The sequence below is a fragment of the Actinomadura miaoliensis genome (assembly GCF_039536785.1).
In the GTDB taxonomy this organism is placed as follows: domain Bacteria; phylum Actinomycetota; class Actinomycetes; order Streptosporangiales; family Streptosporangiaceae; genus Spirillospora; species Spirillospora miaoliensis.
Genome location: NZ_BAAAZG010000080.1, coordinates 1 through 16,124, shown reverse-complemented (window position 1 = coordinate 16,124; position 16,124 = coordinate 1). Strand labels below are relative to the sequence as shown.

Annotated in this window: 15 protein-coding genes; 10 read left to right on the top strand and 5 right to left on the bottom strand. The window is 73.2% G+C overall.

The annotated features are described in order from the left end of the window. Positions 1-20: 20 nt before the first annotated feature. The 5 genes from ABD811_RS41125 to ABD811_RS41105 form a co-directional block, all read right to left on the bottom strand. Entirely contained in the window at positions 21-617 is a 597-nt protein-coding gene (locus ABD811_RS41125) for a LysE family translocator (protein ID WP_344958714.1), read from the bottom strand. Continuing rightward, positions 614-2,416, bottom strand: coding sequence for a glutamine--fructose-6-phosphate transaminase (isomerizing) (gene glmS, locus ABD811_RS41120; RefSeq protein WP_344958712.1), 1,803 nt, complete (start codon positions 2,414-2,416; stop codon positions 614-616). The genes ABD811_RS41125 and glmS overlap by 4 nt, the downstream gene beginning before the upstream one ends. Before the next feature lie 20 nt (positions 2,417-2,436). Then, a complete protein-coding gene (locus tag ABD811_RS41115; protein WP_344958710.1) occupies positions 2,437-2,706 on the bottom strand; it encodes a hypothetical protein in 270 nt (89 codons plus the stop codon). A gap of 104 nt (positions 2,707-2,810) precedes the next feature. Next, positions 2,811-4,019 (bottom strand): M20 family metallopeptidase, encoded by a 1,209-nt coding sequence (locus ABD811_RS41110; protein WP_344958708.1) that lies wholly within the window; start codon positions 4,017-4,019, stop codon positions 2,811-2,813. Between the two features lie 12 nt (positions 4,020-4,031). Continuing rightward, positions 4,032-5,129 (bottom strand): LacI family DNA-binding transcriptional regulator, encoded by a 1,098-nt coding sequence (locus ABD811_RS41105; protein WP_344958706.1) that lies wholly within the window; start codon positions 5,127-5,129, stop codon positions 4,032-4,034. A 152-nt stretch (positions 5,130-5,281) separates the two neighbouring features. On the opposite strand from ABD811_RS41105, the gene ABD811_RS41100 reads away from it, so the two are divergent. The 10 genes from ABD811_RS41100 to ABD811_RS41055 form a co-directional block, all read left to right on the top strand. Next, positions 5,282-6,166, top strand: coding sequence for a BtpA/SgcQ family protein (locus tag ABD811_RS41100; RefSeq protein WP_344958704.1), 885 nt, complete (start codon positions 5,282-5,284; stop codon positions 6,164-6,166). After that, positions 6,163-7,080 (top strand): carbohydrate kinase family protein, encoded by a 918-nt coding sequence (locus ABD811_RS41095; protein ID WP_344958702.1) that lies wholly within the window; start codon positions 6,163-6,165, stop codon positions 7,078-7,080. The genes ABD811_RS41100 and ABD811_RS41095 overlap by 4 nt, the downstream gene beginning before the upstream one ends. Before the next feature lie 119 nt (positions 7,081-7,199). After that, positions 7,200-8,210, top strand: coding sequence for a substrate-binding domain-containing protein (locus tag ABD811_RS41090; protein WP_344958700.1), 1,011 nt, complete (start codon positions 7,200-7,202; stop codon positions 8,208-8,210). A 3-nt stretch (positions 8,211-8,213) separates the two neighbouring features. Next, a complete protein-coding gene (locus ABD811_RS41085) occupies positions 8,214-8,969 on the top strand; it encodes an ATP-binding cassette domain-containing protein (protein WP_344958698.1) in 756 nt (251 codons plus the stop codon). Then, a complete protein-coding gene (locus ABD811_RS41080) occupies positions 8,966-9,997 on the top strand; it encodes an ABC transporter permease (RefSeq protein ID WP_344958696.1) in 1,032 nt (343 codons plus the stop codon). Before ABD811_RS41085 ends, ABD811_RS41080 begins: the two co-directional genes overlap by 4 nt. Positions 9,998-10,045: 48 nt before the next feature. Continuing rightward, the gene (locus tag ABD811_RS41075) at positions 10,046-11,095 is read left to right on the top strand and encodes a phosphotriesterase family protein (RefSeq protein ID WP_344958694.1); all 1,050 of its coding nucleotides are present in this window, start codon (positions 10,046-10,048) and stop codon (positions 11,093-11,095) included. A gap of 54 nt (positions 11,096-11,149) precedes the next feature. Then, the gene (locus ABD811_RS41070; RefSeq protein ID WP_344958692.1) at positions 11,150-11,887 is read left to right on the top strand and encodes a glutamine amidotransferase; all 738 of its coding nucleotides are present in this window, start codon (positions 11,150-11,152) and stop codon (positions 11,885-11,887) included. Beyond that, positions 11,884-12,510, top strand: coding sequence for a TenA family protein (locus tag ABD811_RS41065; protein ID WP_344958689.1), 627 nt, complete (start codon positions 11,884-11,886; stop codon positions 12,508-12,510). Before ABD811_RS41070 ends, ABD811_RS41065 begins: the two co-directional genes overlap by 4 nt. 292 nt (positions 12,511-12,802) lie before the next feature. Continuing rightward, a complete protein-coding gene (locus ABD811_RS41060; protein ID WP_344958687.1) occupies positions 12,803-13,717 on the top strand; it encodes a cation diffusion facilitator family transporter in 915 nt (304 codons plus the stop codon). A gap of 82 nt (positions 13,718-13,799) precedes the next feature. Beyond that, the coding region (locus ABD811_RS41055; protein ID WP_344958685.1) for a coiled-coil domain-containing protein at positions 13,800-16,124 on the top strand (2,325 nt) is incomplete at its 3' end.

Below are 16,124 nucleotides of genomic sequence, written 5' to 3'. Positions count from 1 at the left end.
GGAACGACGCTGTGCCGCCGTCAGGGGCGGAGGGCCAGGCGGAAGGCGAAGCCTATGAAGGCGGTTCCGGCCACGCGGTCCAGGGCGCGGCGGAAGGTGGGGCGGCGGAGCCAGTGGCCGAGGCGGTCGGCCAGGACGGCGATCGTCGCGCACCACAGGATGCCCTCGGCCACGTGGACGCCGGTCAGCAGGAGGCTCCACGCGGCCACGGGAGCGTCCTGTGGGACGAACTGCGGCAGTAGCGAGAGGTAGAAGACGCCCACCTTCGGGTTGAGGGCGTTGGTCAGCAGGCCGCGTACGAAGAACCGGCGGCCGGGCGGCTCGACGGCGTCGTCGGCGTCGGCGCGTTGGAGCAGGAGGCGGGCGCCCAGGTAGAGCAGGTAGCAGGCGCCCGCCCAGCGCACCGCCGTGTAGAGGGTTTCGGACGTGGCAAGGACGGCGGACAGGCCCAGGCCGGCCGCGACGCCCCACCACAGGCAGCCGGCCTGGATGCCGAGGGCGGCGGTGAGGGCGGCGCGGCGGCCGTGGGCCACGGCGGTGCGCAGAACAAGCAGGGAGTCGGGGCCCGGCATGAGCGTCAGCAGGGCCGCGACTCCGGCGAAGGTCAGGAGGGTCATTCGACGGTGACGCTCTTGGCCAGGTTGCGGGGCTTGTCGACGTCGTGGCCCAGTGCGACGGCCGCATGGTAGGCCAGCAGCTGCAACGGGATCGTCAGGAGGATCGGGTCGAGTTCGGGTTCGTTCTTGGGCACGACCAGGGAGTCGTCGCCCAGGTCCCGGTGGCCGATCGTGACGACGCGGCCCTGCCGGGCGCGGATCTCGCCGAGGGTGGAGAGGTTCTTGTCGCGCAGCTCGTCGTCCGGGACGATCGCGACGGTCGGCAGCTCGGGGCTGACCAGCGCCAGCGGCCCGTGCTTGAGCTCGCTGGCCGGGTACGCCTCGGCGTGGACGTAGGAGACCTCCTTGAGCTTCTGCGCGCCCTCGCGGGCGATGGGCCAGCCGCGGACGCGTCCGATGAACAGCATGCTGCGGTAGGTCGCCAGGTCGGCGGCGAGCGCGGCGATCCGGTCCTCCTGGGCGAGGATCTCGGTGATCTGGCCGGGCAGCGCGCGCAGCCCGGCGGCGATGCGGCGGCCGTCGGCGGGCGACAGGTCGCGGATGCGTCCCAGGTGCAGGGCGAGCAGGGCGAACACCACGGCGGTGGAGGTGTACGCCTTGGTGGACGCGACCGCGATCTCCGGGCCGGCGTGCAGGTAGACGCCGCCGTCGCACTCGCGGGCGATGGCGCTGCCGACCGCGTTGACCACGCCGAGCACCCGTCCGCCCTTGCGCCGCAGTTCCTGGACGGCGACGAGCGTGTCGTAGGTCTCGCCGGACTGGCTGACGGCGATGTACAGCGTGTCCGGCTCGACGACCGGGTTGCGGTAGCGGAACTCCGAGGCCGGTTCGGCGTCGGCCGGGATGCGGGCCAGCTCCTCGATGAGCTGGGCGCCCACCTGCCCGGCGTAGTACGCCGAGCCGCAGCCGAGGATCTTGACGCGGCGCACGCCGCGCGCCTCGCGCGGGTCGAGGTTGAGGCCGCCGAGGTGCGCGGTGTGGAAGCGGTCGTCGAGCCGTCCGCCGAGCGCCCGTTCGACGGCGGCGGGCTGCTCGTGGATCTCCTTGCGCATGAAGTGCGTGTAGCCCTCGGCGTCGTAGGCCGCCTCGTCGGTCTCGATGACGGACGGCTTCTTGCTGGTCGCGCGGGCGTCGAGGGTGGAGGTGCGGAACCCGTCGGCGCGGACGGTGGCCAGCTCGCCGTCGTCCAGGTGGACGACCTGGCGGGTGTAGCGGACCAGCGCCGCCACGTCGGAGGCGGCGAACATCTCCTTCTCGCCGATGCCGAGGACGACGGGGCTGCCGTTGCGGGCGACGACGAGCACGTCCGGGTGGCGGGTGTCCATGACCGCGATCCCGTAGGTGCCCACGACCTGCGACAACGCCTCGCGCACGGCGTCCTCCGGCTCGTCCGCGCCGGACCGGGCGATCAGGTGCGCCAGCACCTCGCTGTCGGTCTGCGAGGTCAGGACGACCCCGTCGGCCTCCAGCTTGGCGCGCAGCTCGTCGGCGTTCTCGATGATCCCGTTGTGCACGACCGCGATCGGCCCGGACACGTGCGGGTGCGCGTTGACGTCGCTGGGCTCGCCGTGGGTGGCCCAGCGGGTGTGGCCGATGCCCGTGCGTCCCTTGAAGCGGGCGGGCAGGCCGGCGGCCAGTTCGGCGACCCGTACCTTGGCCTTGCGGACCTTCAGGTCACCGGAGCGGGCGATGACGGCCAGGCCCGCCGAGTCGTACCCGCGGTACTCCAGGCGCGCCAGTCCCTCGGTCAGGATGGGGACGGCGTCCCGGGGACCGACGTAGGCAACGATTCCGCACACGATGTCTCCGTTTGAGGCGTTTATCCGTAGACGATGCGACGCAGCTGGCGCAGCGAGAGTTCGGGCGGCGCCACCCGCCGGAACGGCAGCTCGGCCGCGATGCGCTCGAAGATCTGGTCGTTGGTCAGCCCGCGCGCCCGCAGCTCGCCGTGCCTGCGCCGGATGAACTCCTCCACCGGCTCGCCGAAGTACGCCAGCACGTCGGCGATGACGCGGGCGGCCTCGCCCGGCCGGAGCGGGCTGGTGCGGCACAGGTGGGCGACGAGCTCGTCATGGGGCTGGGCGACCATGAGCCACAATCCTGCCGACCCCGCCGGGCCAACGCCAACATTCCTGCCCGATATCGGGCAGGCATCGTCTCAAAGCGGCCCGTCGCCAGGCCGCGTCGGTCGCGTCAGCGACTGCGCAGGAGGCGGTACAGGGCGGCGGCGCAGTCGCCGATGTTGGACACCGAGCAGGTCTCGTCGGTGACGTGGGCCTGCTCGGGGTCGCCCGGTCCGTAGACGACCACGGCCGGGCCGCCCAGCTTGTCGCGCAGCAGCGAGGCGTCGGTGAAGTAGGTCGCGTACGTGGGCGGCAGCGCCGACGAGCCGGGGACGAGGGTCTCCAGGACGTCGCCGAGCCCCGGCTCGGACGGGTCGGTGGCCACGCCCGGCAGGTCGAGCAGCCGCTCCAGTTCGATGCCCGGTCCGCACAGGCGAGCGACCGCGTCGGCCGCCTCGTCGGAGCCGAAGCCGGGGACGGTGCGAATGTCCAGGCACATCTCGGCGTGGTCGGGGACCAGGTTGGGCTGCACACCGGAGTGGAAGGTGCCCACGTTCACCGTGGCCTGACCCACCGCCGGGTGCGCGGGCCAGCCGTCGTGGCCGTGGACGCGCAGCGCGGCGCCCGCCAGGGCCGCGATCGCGTTGCTGCCCAGTTCGGGGCGGGAGCCGTGGGCGGACACGCCGCGGGCGGTCGCGCGCAGCCACAGCGCGCCCTTGTGGCCGAGGACGATCCGGTTGCCCGTCGGCTCGGCCACGATGAGCAGCGCGACGGGACGCAGGCCGGCGGGGTCGAGGTGGGCGGCTCCGTCGCAGCCGGTCTCCTCGCCGAAGGTGAAGACCAGTTGCGGGCCGTCCGCCCCCTCGCGCACATGACGCACCGCCGCGGCGACCTGCGCGGCGACGCCGGCCTTCATGTCGCTGGAGCCGCGCCCGAGCAGCCGGCCGTCGCGGATGTCGCCGCTCATCGGGTCGAACGACCACTCCGACTCGCGCGCGGGCACGGTGTCCAGGTGCCCGGTGAACGTCACGTCGTCCGAGCCGGAGCCGTACAGGGCGACGAGGTTGGCACGCCCTTCGACCGGCTCGTCCACGCGCACTCGGTAGCCCGCGTCGGTGAGGATGTCCGCCACCAGGTCGGCCGCCCGCCGCTCGCCGCCGGCACGGGTGTCCAGCCGGACGAGCCGCTGCGCGAGCGCCACCGCCTCCTCGCGCATGGCGGCGTCGGCCGAAGCCCCCTCACGTCCGCCCGAGCCACGCTCGGCCTCGGCGAGGTCGGAGGCGGTGCGATCGGAGTTGGCGTGTGCGGGCGGCTGATGGGCGCGGGCGGGGTCGGTCATGGGGGTCTCCCGTCAGTGGTCGGTGGGGCGTTCGCGCGGGGCGGGGGCGCGGGTGCTGTCGCGGACGACCAGGGACGGGATCAGGGCGATGTGGGCGCAGGGGCCCCGCTCGCCGCCGTCGGCCGCGGCGGACGCGGCGGCGGCCAGCAGCCGGACCGCCTCGGTCGCGATGCGGTCGCGGGGCTGGTCCACCGTCGTCAGGGCGGGCTCGCCGAGCCGCGCGAACTCGATGTTGTCGAATCCGGTCACCTGGACCCGTCCCGGCACGTCGATCCCGTGGGCGCGGCAGGCGCGGGTGACCCCCAGCGCGATCAGGTCGTCGGCGCAGACGATCGCGTCCGGCAGCGCGTCCATGCGGGCCAGCCGGGCGACGGCGGCCTCGCCGAACTCCACGGTGTAGTCGCCGAGGAGAACCCAGTCCTCCAGGACGGTCAGGTCGCGTTCGGCGGCGCGGCGCCGGAACCCCGCCAGCCGCTGCTCGGTGGAGGAGTTGGTGAGCTGGGACCCCACGAACGCGGCCGACCGGGCGCCGCCGTCGTGCAGGTGGTCGATGACCTGGCGCATCGCGGCGATGTCGTCCACGCCGACCCAGTCGGTGTCGGTGCCGCCGACGAACCGGTCGAGCTGGACGAGCGGCAGCCGGTCGGCGGTCTCCTGCACCGCCGCGCCGCTGGCGGTGCCGTGGCTGGGGCTGACGATGATGCCGTCGACGTTGCGCGCCACCAGGGAGGCCAGCCGCCGGGCCTCGACCTCGGGGTCGGACTGGGCGTCGCAGAGGAACAGCTCCTTGCCCTCCCGGCCGAGCGCGTGCTCGACGCTCTCGACCAGCGAGGTGAAGAACGGGTTGGTGATGCTCGGGACGACCATGCCGACGGTGTCGGTGCGGCTGTTGCGCAGCGCCCGGGCGATGGAGTTGACCCGGTAGCCGAGCTCGTCGGCGGCGCGCCGGACGCGGCGCTGCATCTCGGCCGAGGTCTGGCCCCGTCCCGACAGCACGCGGGACACGGTGGCGGTGGACACCCCGGCCCGTTCGGCGACCTCGGCGATGGTGACCCGGTTCCCGGGGCCGCCCGCGCCCTGACGTCCGTTGCCTGCCTCGGTGCTACGCAATCGTTTACCTCCATGAAACGATCCGCAACCAGAACGTCATCGGCTGCCCCTTGATCAATTGAGTATAGACCCTTGACTGCCTGCGGATATATACCTACGGTTCATTCCAACTTCCACTGCAATCGATTACAGCAACAGGGCGGAGACACGGGATGACGCAGACCTCCGGGGACGGCCACGACGGGCGCGGGCTGGGCGTCTTCCCGCCCAAGCCGAACGCGATCAAGGACCTGTTCGGCACCCCGAAGGCCCTGATAGGCGCGGTGCACCTGCCGCCGCTGCCGGGCAGCCCCCATTACGAGGGCGTTCCGCTGGACGAGATCTCGGTCTTCGCGATCGAGGAGGCCCGCGCGTACCTCGACAACGGCTTCCACGGCGTCATCGTCGAGAACCACTGGGACATCCCCTTCCTGAAGCCGGGCGAGCACGGTTACGAGACGGCGGCGTCCATGGCCGTGGTGACCCAGCGGGTGCGCGAGGCCACCGCCGGGTCGGTCGGGGTGAGCGTGCTGTCCAACGCCGCCGAGTGCTCCATCGCCTCGGCGTGGGCGGGCGGCGCCGGGTTCGTCCGGGTCAACCAGTGGGCCAACGCCTACGTCGCCAACGAGGGCATCATCGAGGGCCAGTCGGCGCGGGCCACCCGCTACCGCAGCAGGATCGGCGCCAAGCCGGTCAAGGTCTTCGCCGACGTGCACGTCAAGCACGGCGCGCACGCCATCGTCGCCGACCGGACGCTGGCCGAGCAGACCGAGGACGCCGAGTTCTTCGATGCCGACGTGCTGATCGCCACCGGCTCGCGCACCGGCGACGCCGCCGCGCTGGACGAGGTGGAGGGCATCGCCGCCGCCACCGTGCTGCCGGTGATCATCGGTTCCGGGATCAGCGCCGCCAACATCGGCGAGCTGCTGCCCGCCTGCTCCGGCGGGATCGTCGCCTCGTCGGTGAAGGACAACGGCCGCTGGTGGGGCCGGGTCGACCCGGCCAAGGTCCGCGAGCTGACCAGGGCCGCGCAGCGCGCCGGAGCCGAGCTGCCGTGATCGTCTTCTGCGGCTACGCCAACAGCGACCTCACGGTGAGCGTGCCCGAGCTGCCCACCGCCGGCGCCCGCGTCCAGGCCACGCGCCTGGACCGCGGCGACGGGGGCATGGGCGCCAACGCCGCCGTGGCCGCGTCCCGGGCCGGCGCGGACGTCCGGTTCGCCGGGGTGGTGGGCGACGACGCGCTGAGCGAGGCGTTCCTGCGCGCCCTGGCCGACGACGGCGTGGACGTGTCCTGGACGGCGCGCACCGGCACCCTCACCACGTCGGTGATCCTGCTGACCCCCGACGGGGAACGTTCCATCATCAGCCAGGACGACGAGCTGGACACCGCGCACGTGGCCGCCGTGCTGCGCGCCGCGACCGCGGCCGGGGCCGGCTGGCTCTACCTGGACGGGTATCGTTTCCCGCAGGCCGCCACGGTGTTCACCCAGGTCACAGGCCCAGAACGGGTCCGCATGCCGCGTCTGCTGGTCGATCTGGACGGCGCCGAGACGGCCGAGACGGTGCGCGCCGCGCTGGCGGTCGCCGATCACGCGATCGTCGGCCGCGCCCAGGCGACCCGGCTGCTCGGCGACGACGCCGCGCTCGCCGGGGCGGCCGCCGCGTCCGGGACCCACCTGGTCGTCACCGACGGGCCCCGCGGCTGGACGCTGCTCACCCCCTCCGGCGAGCGGCACGACGGCCGGGCGATCCCCGTCACGACCGTGGACGCCACCGGAGCGGGCGACTGCTTCGCCGGCACCTACGGCGCGCAGCTCGACCGCGGCGCGTCCCCGGTCGAGGCGGCCCGGTTCGCCGCCGTCGCCGCCGGGCTGTCCTGCACCCGGCCGGGCGCGCGGGACGGCCTGCCGACCCGCGAGTCCGTCCTCGAATACCTGAGCAGCCACCCCTACCCCGCCCCAGCCGCATAGCCCAGCCGTACAGCCCCAGCCCTGTAAGCCCCAGCCCCGTGAGCCCAGCAAACCCCCACCCCATCCCCGCCCCACCCATCCGTCGGCGCCGAGGGACGACCCGAGGGAGAGGACCCCGTATGAAGAAGATGGTGACGGCCCTGGTCGCGCTCGGCCTGGCGGCCACCGCCGCCGGTTGCGACGCCCAGGCCCGCAAGGAGACCGCCTCCGAGCAGAAGGCGCAGCAGGCGGGGCCGCCCGCCCCGACCAAGGTGGCGCAGTCCTGCCAGGTGCAGGGCCGCGCGCCCAAGATCGGCATCGTCACGATCAACCTGCAGGCGCTGTTCTTCAACCAGATCAACACCGGCGCCAAGATGGTGGCGTCCAAGGCCGGCGCGCAGGTGCAGGTCGTCAACGGCAACGACGACTCCACCACCCAGGCCAACGCCATCGACGACCTGGTGGCCAACAAGTACGACGCGATCATCGTGGACGCGGTCGACACCGAGGGCATCAAGCCCGCCGTCCGCCGCGCCCACAAGGCGGGCGTGCCGGTCGTCGCGGTGGACGCCACGGTCAAGGACCCGGCCGTGTCCACCCAGGTCGGCACCGCCAACGCCGAGGGCGGCAAGCAGCTCGCCGAGCACCTGCTGAAGATCTCCGGCGGCAAGGGAGACATCGGCGTGGTCGGCGCGCTCAACAGCACCATCCAGCTGGAGCGTCAGAAGGGCTTCACCGACGCCGTCACCGGCGGCGGCATGAAGATCAAGACGGTGGTGGACGGCCGCAACATCCAGGAGAACGCGCAGACCGCCGCCGAGAACCTGCTCACCGGCAACCCCGACCTGCCCTACGCCTACGCCACCGGCGAGCCCGCCCTGGTCGGCCTGGCCGCCGCGGTCAACTCCCAGCAGCGCACCAAGAACATCAAGGTGGTCGGCTGGGACCTGTCGTCCCAGGCGGTGGACGGGCTGCGGGCGGGCTGGATCGTCGGCGTCGTCCAGCAGAACACCTACCAGTTCGGCTACGAGGCCATGAACGCGGCCATCGACCTGGCCTGCGGCCGCAAGCCGGCCAAGGACATCCCGGTGCCGACCCAGATCGTGACGCCGCAGAACGTGCAGGACTACCTGTACTACCTCGGGAAGTGAACCATGAGTGACACACCGCTGGTGAAGCTGCGCGGCATCACCAAGTCGTTCGGCGCGGTGAAGTCCCTGCGCGGCGTCGACCTGACGCTGCACCCCGGCGAGGTGCTGGGCCTGGTCGGCGACAACGGCGCCGGCAAGTCCACGCTGATGAAGGTGCTGGCCGGGGCGCTGCGGCACGACTCGGGCACGATCGAGATCGACGGCCGCGAGGTGCGGTTCGCCAGCCCCGCCGACGCGCGGGCCGAGCGGATCGGGATCGTCTACCAGGACCTGGCGCTGTGCGACACCCTCGACGTCGCCGGGAACCTGTTCCTGGGCCGCGAGCCGCGGCGCGGGCCGTTCATCGACCGCCGGGAGATGCACCGCCGGGCCGCCGAGATGCTGTCCGACCTGCACGTGCGGGTGAAGTCGACGCACCAGGAGATCGGCCACCTGTCCGGCGGGCAGCGCCAGGCGGTGGCGATCGCGCGGGCGGTGTCGTTCCAGCCGCGCGTGCTGATCCTGGACGAGCCGACCGCCGCGCTGGCGGTCGCCGAGGTCCGCCAGGTGCTCAGCATGATCCGCAGGGTCGCCGCGCAGGGCGTCGGCGTCATCCTGATCACCCACCGGCTGCAGGACCTGTTCGAGGTCTGCGACCGGATCACGGTGATGTACGAGGGCCGCAGCGTCGAGGACGAGGCCATCGCCGACCTGGACATCGAACGCCTGGTCGGCATGATCACCCGATCGAACGTGGAGAACTCCGGGGAGGCCGCATGAGCGTGGGAACGGCCGCGCCGGGACGACGGGCCGGCGGCACGGTCACGGCCTCGAACCCGAGCTTCTGGGAACGTGCCAACAAGGCGACGCTGGCGATGGCCTGCGTCACCGTGGCGGTGTTCGTCGGCTTCGGCGTGGCGTCGGACAACTTCCTGACGTTCACCAACCTGTCCAACCTGGCCACCCAGGTCGCCATCACGCTGATCGTCGCGGTGGCGATGACGTTCGTCATCACCACCGGGCAGATCGACCTGTCGGTGGGCTCCACCGTCGCGTTCGTGGCCGTGGCCACCGCCGAGCTGCTGCAGGCCGGGTGGGACTCGTCCCTGGTCATCGTGGCCGGGCTGCTCGCCGGTCTGTTCTGGGGCGCGGTGAACGGCTGGCTGTCGGCGTACCAGAAGATCCCGCCGTTCATCGTCACCCTGGCCACCATGTCGGTCATCCGGGGTCTGGCCCAGCTGTGGACGCAGGGCTTCTCGGTCCCGATCGACCGGCGGCTGCTGGTCGCCCGGATCGGGGAGACCGAGTTCCTCGGCTTCTCGGTGCTGGCCTGGATCGCCCTGGCGGTCGTGGTGGTCGGCGCGGTGGTGCTGTCGCGGATGCGCTTCGGCGCCTACGTCAACGGCATCGGCTCGCAGGAGGAGTCGGTGCGCCGGGCGGGCGTGAACACCGACCGGATCAAGATGATCACCCTCATGCTGACCGGCCTGGCGGCCGGCGCGGCCGGCATCCTCACCGCGGCCCGGCTGGGCTCGGGGTCGGCCAACTCCGGCGAGGGCTTCGAGCTGACCGTGATCGCCGCGGTGGTGCTGGGCGGCACCAACCTGTTCGGCGGGCGCGGCACGGTCGTCGGCACCATCATCGGCGCCCTGCTCACCGGCGTGATCGCCAACGGCCTGACGCTGCTGGGCGTCAGCCCGTTCCTGACGCCGATCATCACCGGCCTGGTGCTGCTCATCGCGATCTGGATCAACCTGCGCGGCCGGTCGATCTCCGACCTGTTCGCCCATCTGACGGGGAAGCGGTGACCCCCGGCCGATGACGCGGATCGACGACGGCACGGCGACGGCGGAGCGATGACGGCGACGACCGTGATGACGGTGACCGGCCCCGTGCCCGCCACGGGGCTCGGCCTCACCCTGACCCACGAGCACCTGTGCAACGACCTGCGCGGGACCGTCCGCCCGCCGGACGACCCCGAGCTGGCCTTCCTGCGCGACGCCAGGACCGCACCGGAGCTGGCCTGGCTGCTGCGCGAGAACCCGTACGCCTGCCTGGACCACTGCGTCCTGGACGACACCGGCGCCATGCTGGCCGACCTGCTGGCCTTCGCCTCGTCCGGCGGCGGCACGGTCGTGGACGTCACCCCGGCGGGCCTCGGCCGCGACCCCCGGGTGCTGCGGTCGCTGGCCGAGCGCAGCGGCCTGCGGGTCGTCATGGGGTCCGGCTGGTACCTGGAGCGGTTCCATCCGCCGCACCTGGCCGACACCTCCGAGCGGGACCTGGCGGCCGAGCTGGTGGCGGAGTTCGTCCACGGCGTGGACGACACCGGCATCGTCCCGGGGGTCATCGGTGAGATCGGCGTCTCCCCGGACTTCACCCCCGCCGAACGGCACGCGCTGCGGGCGGCGGCGCGGGCGCAGCGCGAGACGGGCGTGCCCCTCTACATCCACCTGCCGGGATGGCAGCGCCGCGCCCACGAGGTGCTCGACATCGTCCTCGGCGAGTACGGCGTGCCGCCCGGCGCCGTCGTCCTGTGCCACATGGACCCCTCCGGCGAGGACCCCGGCTACCAGAACGCGGTGGCCGACCGGGGCGTCTGGCTGGAGTTCGACATGATCGGGATGCCGTACCGGTATCCCGGCGAGGGCCAGTCCCCGGCCCCGCACGAGACGGCCCGCGCCGTGCACGGGCTGATCGGGCGGGGGCACGGCGACCGGCTGCTGCTGAGCCACGACGTGTTCCTCAAGGGCATGCTCACCCGCTACGGCGGCAACGGGTTCCGCTACGTGCCGACCCTCTTCGTCCAGCGCCTGGTCGAGCTGGGCACTCCCCCGGAGACCGCCCACGACCTGTTGCGCGCCAACCCCACCCGGCTGTTCGAGGCGGCACGGGCCGACGCCTGAGCCCCTCGCGCGCCGCCCCGCTTCGGACGCAACGACACGACAAGGAGCATGTTCATGAGCCGCGTTCTGATCGCCGGCGAGAGCTGGATCACCCAGGCCACCCACATCAAGGGCGTGGACCACTTCACCGCCAGCTCGTACGTCGTCGGCGTGGAACCGCTGCGCAAGGCCCTGCGGAGCCGCGGCCACGAGGTGGTGCACCTGCCCGCGCACCTGGTGCCCGCCGAGTTCCCGACCGACCTGTCGGACTACGACGTCGTCGTGCTGTCCGACATCGGCGCCAACTCCGTCCAGCTCGCCCCCGAGGTGTTCGAGCAGGCCCGGCCGGGCACGGACCGGCTCGCCGCCCTGCGCGACTGGGTGTCGTCCGGCGGCGGCCTGCTGATGATCGGCGGGTACCTGTCGTTCACCGGCATCGAGGGCAAGGCGGCGTACCGCAACACCGTCCTGCACGAGGTGCTGCCGGTGGAGCTGCTGCCCGAGGACGACCGGGTCGAGCTGCCCGCGGGCGCGCACGCCACCGTGACCGACGCCGCGCACCCCGCGCTCGGCGGGGTCGAGGGCGAGTGGCCGTCCCTGCTCGGCTACAACCGGGTGCTGCCCCGTCCCGGCACGAAGGTCCTGGCCACGCTCAACGACGACCCGCTCGTCGCCGTCGGCGAGTACGGGCAGGGCAGGACGGCGGTGTTCACCTCCGACTGCTCCCCGCACTGGGCGCCCACCCACTTCTGCGAGGACTGGGACGGCTACGCCCGCGTCTTCGGCGGCGTCGTCGAATGGCTCGCCGAATGACGCGCTCCCGGTGGCTGGCGCAGACCTGCTCGGACGCCCTCGACAGGGCCCTGGGGCTGCGCTTCGTCCAGGAGGTCCACACCGGCGTCATCAGCGACCAGGCGTACGCGGACTACCTGCTCATCGAGGAACGGTTCGTCGAGACCGCCACGCGCCTGCACGGCCTGGCGGTCTGGGACGCCCCCGACCGCGACGCCCTGGAGCGCAACGCCGCCGCCGCGTACGCGCTGACCACCGAGCAGACGGACTACTTCCGGGCGGCCCGCGCCGCCTGGCCCGTCCCGTCCGGCCTCGGCCCCGACGCGCTGGCCCGCGCCGACCGCCTGTCGGCCTACGCGCTGGACACCGCCCGCGCCGGCGGGTACCCGGCGGTGACGACGGTGATGTTCGCCGCCGAGATCCTGTATCTCACCTGGTGCACGCGGGCCCACCAGCAGGGGACGGTGCGGCCGGGACCGATCGGCGACTGGGTGGCCCTGCACGCCCGCGACCCCTTCCGCGCCGGTGTCGCGGCCCTGGCCGCCCAGGTCGACCGCCTCACCGTCCCCGACGACGACCTGATCCGCTGGTTCACCGGCATGCTCGACGCCGAGATCGAGTTCCACGACGCGATCTACACCTGAACCGCACCGACCCCGGCGGCGGGCCGCGCACTCCCAATTCCGGCCCGCCGCCGGATTCCAATTCACCGGCGGTTTCCCGGACGCTTTCCCAGGCGGCTTCCCATTCCGCGCCGCGAACGCACCTGCGAACGATTCGCCGCTGCCTGACCTGCGTTGTTGTCGAGATGCCGCAACGCGATCCGTGAGTCATGGTGAGGGTATGAGCGGCCATCACCATCACGAACACCGGCACGGATTGCGGGCGCGCGTCACCCATGTACTGCGACCGCATTCGCATGAGACGCACGACAAAGTGGATTCGGCGCTGGAGTCGAGTGCCGAGGGGATGCGGGCCCTGTGGATTTCCATGGCGGGGCTCGGGCTGACCACGGTGCTGCAAGCGCTCGTGGTCGCGGTGTCGGGGTCGGTCGCGTTGCTGGGGGACACGTTGCACAACGCGGCGGACGCGTTGACCGCCGTCCCGCTGGCCGTGGCGTTCCTGGCGGGCAGGCGTCCCCCCACACGCCGCTACACCTACGGCTACGGCCGCGCCGAAGACCTCGCCGGAATCGTCATCGTGCTGGCGATCGCCGCGTCCGCCGTAGGGGCCGGGTACGCGGCGGTCCAACGGCTCGCCCATCCGCAGCCGGTGTCGCACCTGGGGGCGGTGGCGCTGGCCGGGCTCGTGGGCTTCATCGGGAACGAACTCGTCGCCCGCTACCGCATCCGCGTGGGACGCCGCATAGGCTCGGCCGCGCTCGTGGCTGACGGCCTGCACGCGCGCACGGACGGGTTCACGTCCCTGGCCGTGCTCGTGGGCGCGGGCGGGGTCTCCCTGGGCTGGGCGTGGGCGGACCCCGTCGTCGGCCTCGTCATCACCGCGGCCATCCTCCTGGTGCTACGGCAGGCCGCCCGCGAGATCTGGCGCAGGCTCATGGACGCGGTCGACCCGGCGCTCGTGGAACGCGCCGAAAGCACCCTGGCCGGCACCCCGGGGGTGCTGGGCGTCGGGCAGGTGCGGCTGCGCTGGGTGGGGCACCGGCTGCGCGCCGAATGCGACGTCGTCGTCGACCCGGGGCTCGACGTGGTCGCGGCGCACCAGGTGGCCGTGGACGCCGAGCACGCCCTGATGCACGCGCTGCCCCGGCTGGCGGGCGCCGCCGTCCACGCCGATCCGCAGCCGCGTGACGGAATCGACCACCACGCCGTCCTGACGGGGCATCGTTGATCCACAACGTATGAGACGTTAGTCCCGGGACGGACGGGAGACATACGGTCGCAAGCCGAGTCGGAAAAGCGGGATGGCGGCGGTGGAGCAGTCAGGACAGGGCAGCGGGACCAACGACGACACTCCGCCGGCCGAACGGCTGCGCGCGGCCGTCGAGGAGACCTACGGACCGCTCACCGAGACGTACGAGCGGCTGGAGGACCGGCTGCGTCCCTCGGCCACGGGCGTGCGCCCGGTGGGCTGGACCCCGTACGTCGACGTGCTGCGCGCCTTCCGTGAGCGACGCGTCGTCGGCGACTGGGACGAACTGGCGCGCCTGCTGGTCGACCCGGCGTCCCTCGACACGTCCAGGGTCAAGCTGATCGAGGTGACGCGGGACGCCGCCGAGGCCGCGCACGAGGTCGTCAAGCCCCTGCTCTCCCGAGGCGAACGCGTCCTCCTGCTGGCGCCCACGGCCGACGAGGTCGAGCAGATCACGGGCGGCTTCGCCGACGACCACGCCACCTTCGTCGTCCGGCTCGACACGGTCGCCGAGCCGGAGCCGCAGGGATCGACCGGGACGCTCCCGCTGACGCCCGCCACCGAGGAGAACCTCGCCGACACGACCGGCACCAGGCCCCTGCTCCCCGTGGACGACGTGCCGTCCGGCGAACCTCCGGCGCCCGAGACCACCGTGCGCGCCGCGACCATCCGCCCGGTCGGGGAGGCGTGGCGGCAGGCGTGGCAGACCGAGGTCCGCTTCCTGCGCCGCGGCCTGGTGTGGATGGAGCAGTGGCCGCGGGACGCCGCCGCCCTCGAATCCCTCCGCACCGAGGACCGGCGCCGCCGCGCCGAAACCGACGCCCGGCGCACCGACCTGCGCGCCCGCATCGACGAGCTGCGGACCGCCGTCGGCGCGGCCGAACAGGCCGTCACCGAGGCCGACAGCGAGGACGAACGGCTCGCCGCCGAACTCGACCGCATCACCGCCGAGCTGGCGGAGCCGCGCGCCGAGGCGCAACGTCTCCAGGCCGCGGCGGACGCGGCGGCGTCCGAAGCCAACCGCCTCTCCGAGGCCGCCGACGCCGCCCAGGCCCGCTGCGCCCAGATCGACGCCCGGCTCGCCCACGCGCGCACCGAACTCCAGGCCGCCCGCGAGCAGGAGACCACCCTCGCGGGGCAGCTCGAGAAGGCGCGCCAGGACCTGCCCGTCGCCACCGCCGAGGCCGAACGGCTCCAGGCCGCCTCCGCCGACGCCGCCGCCGTGGCCCACGCCGCCTACTACCGGGCCGTCTCCGCCGAGTCGGCGCTGTCGGCACGGCGCCGCACCATGACCCTCGGCCAGCGCCTGCACGTCGCCGCGCCGCCGCCCGACCTGCGCGACCTGCGCGCCGAGGCCAAGGCCCGCAAGCGCGAGGCCGACGACGCCGCCCTGCGCGCGGCCGAGGCCAAGCAGGCCGCCGAACAGGCGGAACTGCGCCGCTCGGGGCTGATCCGGTTCGTCAACGAGGGCGGCGCCGGACTGACCGCCGCCCGCCAGGCCCAGCAGAGCTTCGACGCCGAGATCATCCGGTTGACGGCCGAACGCGAGACCGCCGCCGGCGAGTACCGCGAACGCGCCCGCGAGGCCGCCGAGGCCGTCGACCGGGCCACCCAGGCGTCCGGCGCGGCCCGGCACGCACACCAGACCGTCCGCCTGATCGAGGAACGCCTCGCGGCCGCCCGCACCGCCCGCCAGGAGGCCCAGGCCGCGGGCGAACGCAGCCGCACCCTCGCGGCGACCGCGGCGCAGCGCCTGGCCGAGGCCGAAGCCGAACTGGCCGACCTCGAATCGGCCACCGAACAGGAACAGGCCACCCGCTCCGCCGAACTGGCGTCCGCCGAGGAGACCGCCCGACGCACCCGCGAGAACGTCCAGGACTTCTGCGGCACCGACCCCGCCGACGCCACCCCCGGCCAACTCGAAACCCACCAGCGCCGCGCCATGGAACGGATCGAGCAGCTCACCGGCTACCTGGAGGCGGGCGCCCACGACGCCTCCGGCGAGACCGCCGACATCCTCCTGCGCACCGCCGACCTCGTCTGCGCCACCCCACTCGCCGCCGCAGCCGCCCCCCTCCCCCCGTCCGCCGAGTACGACACCCTCATCGTCACCGGCGCCGAAGCCATCACCGACGCCCAGTTCCTGGTAGGCGCCGTCCGCACCCGCAACTGGATCCTCCTAGGCGACCCCACCCGCCCCCCGGAACACACGGACGACCCCACCCTGCCGGGAACCCCCTTCACCCGCTCCGCAGAACAAGCCCCCCACAAACTCCACCACCGCCCCACCCCGGCCCCAGCTCCCCTCACCCCGCCGGAAACCCCGTCCCCGGCCGCAGCAACCATGCCCGTCCCAACCGTCAACCCCCCGGCCGCCCCCGAACCC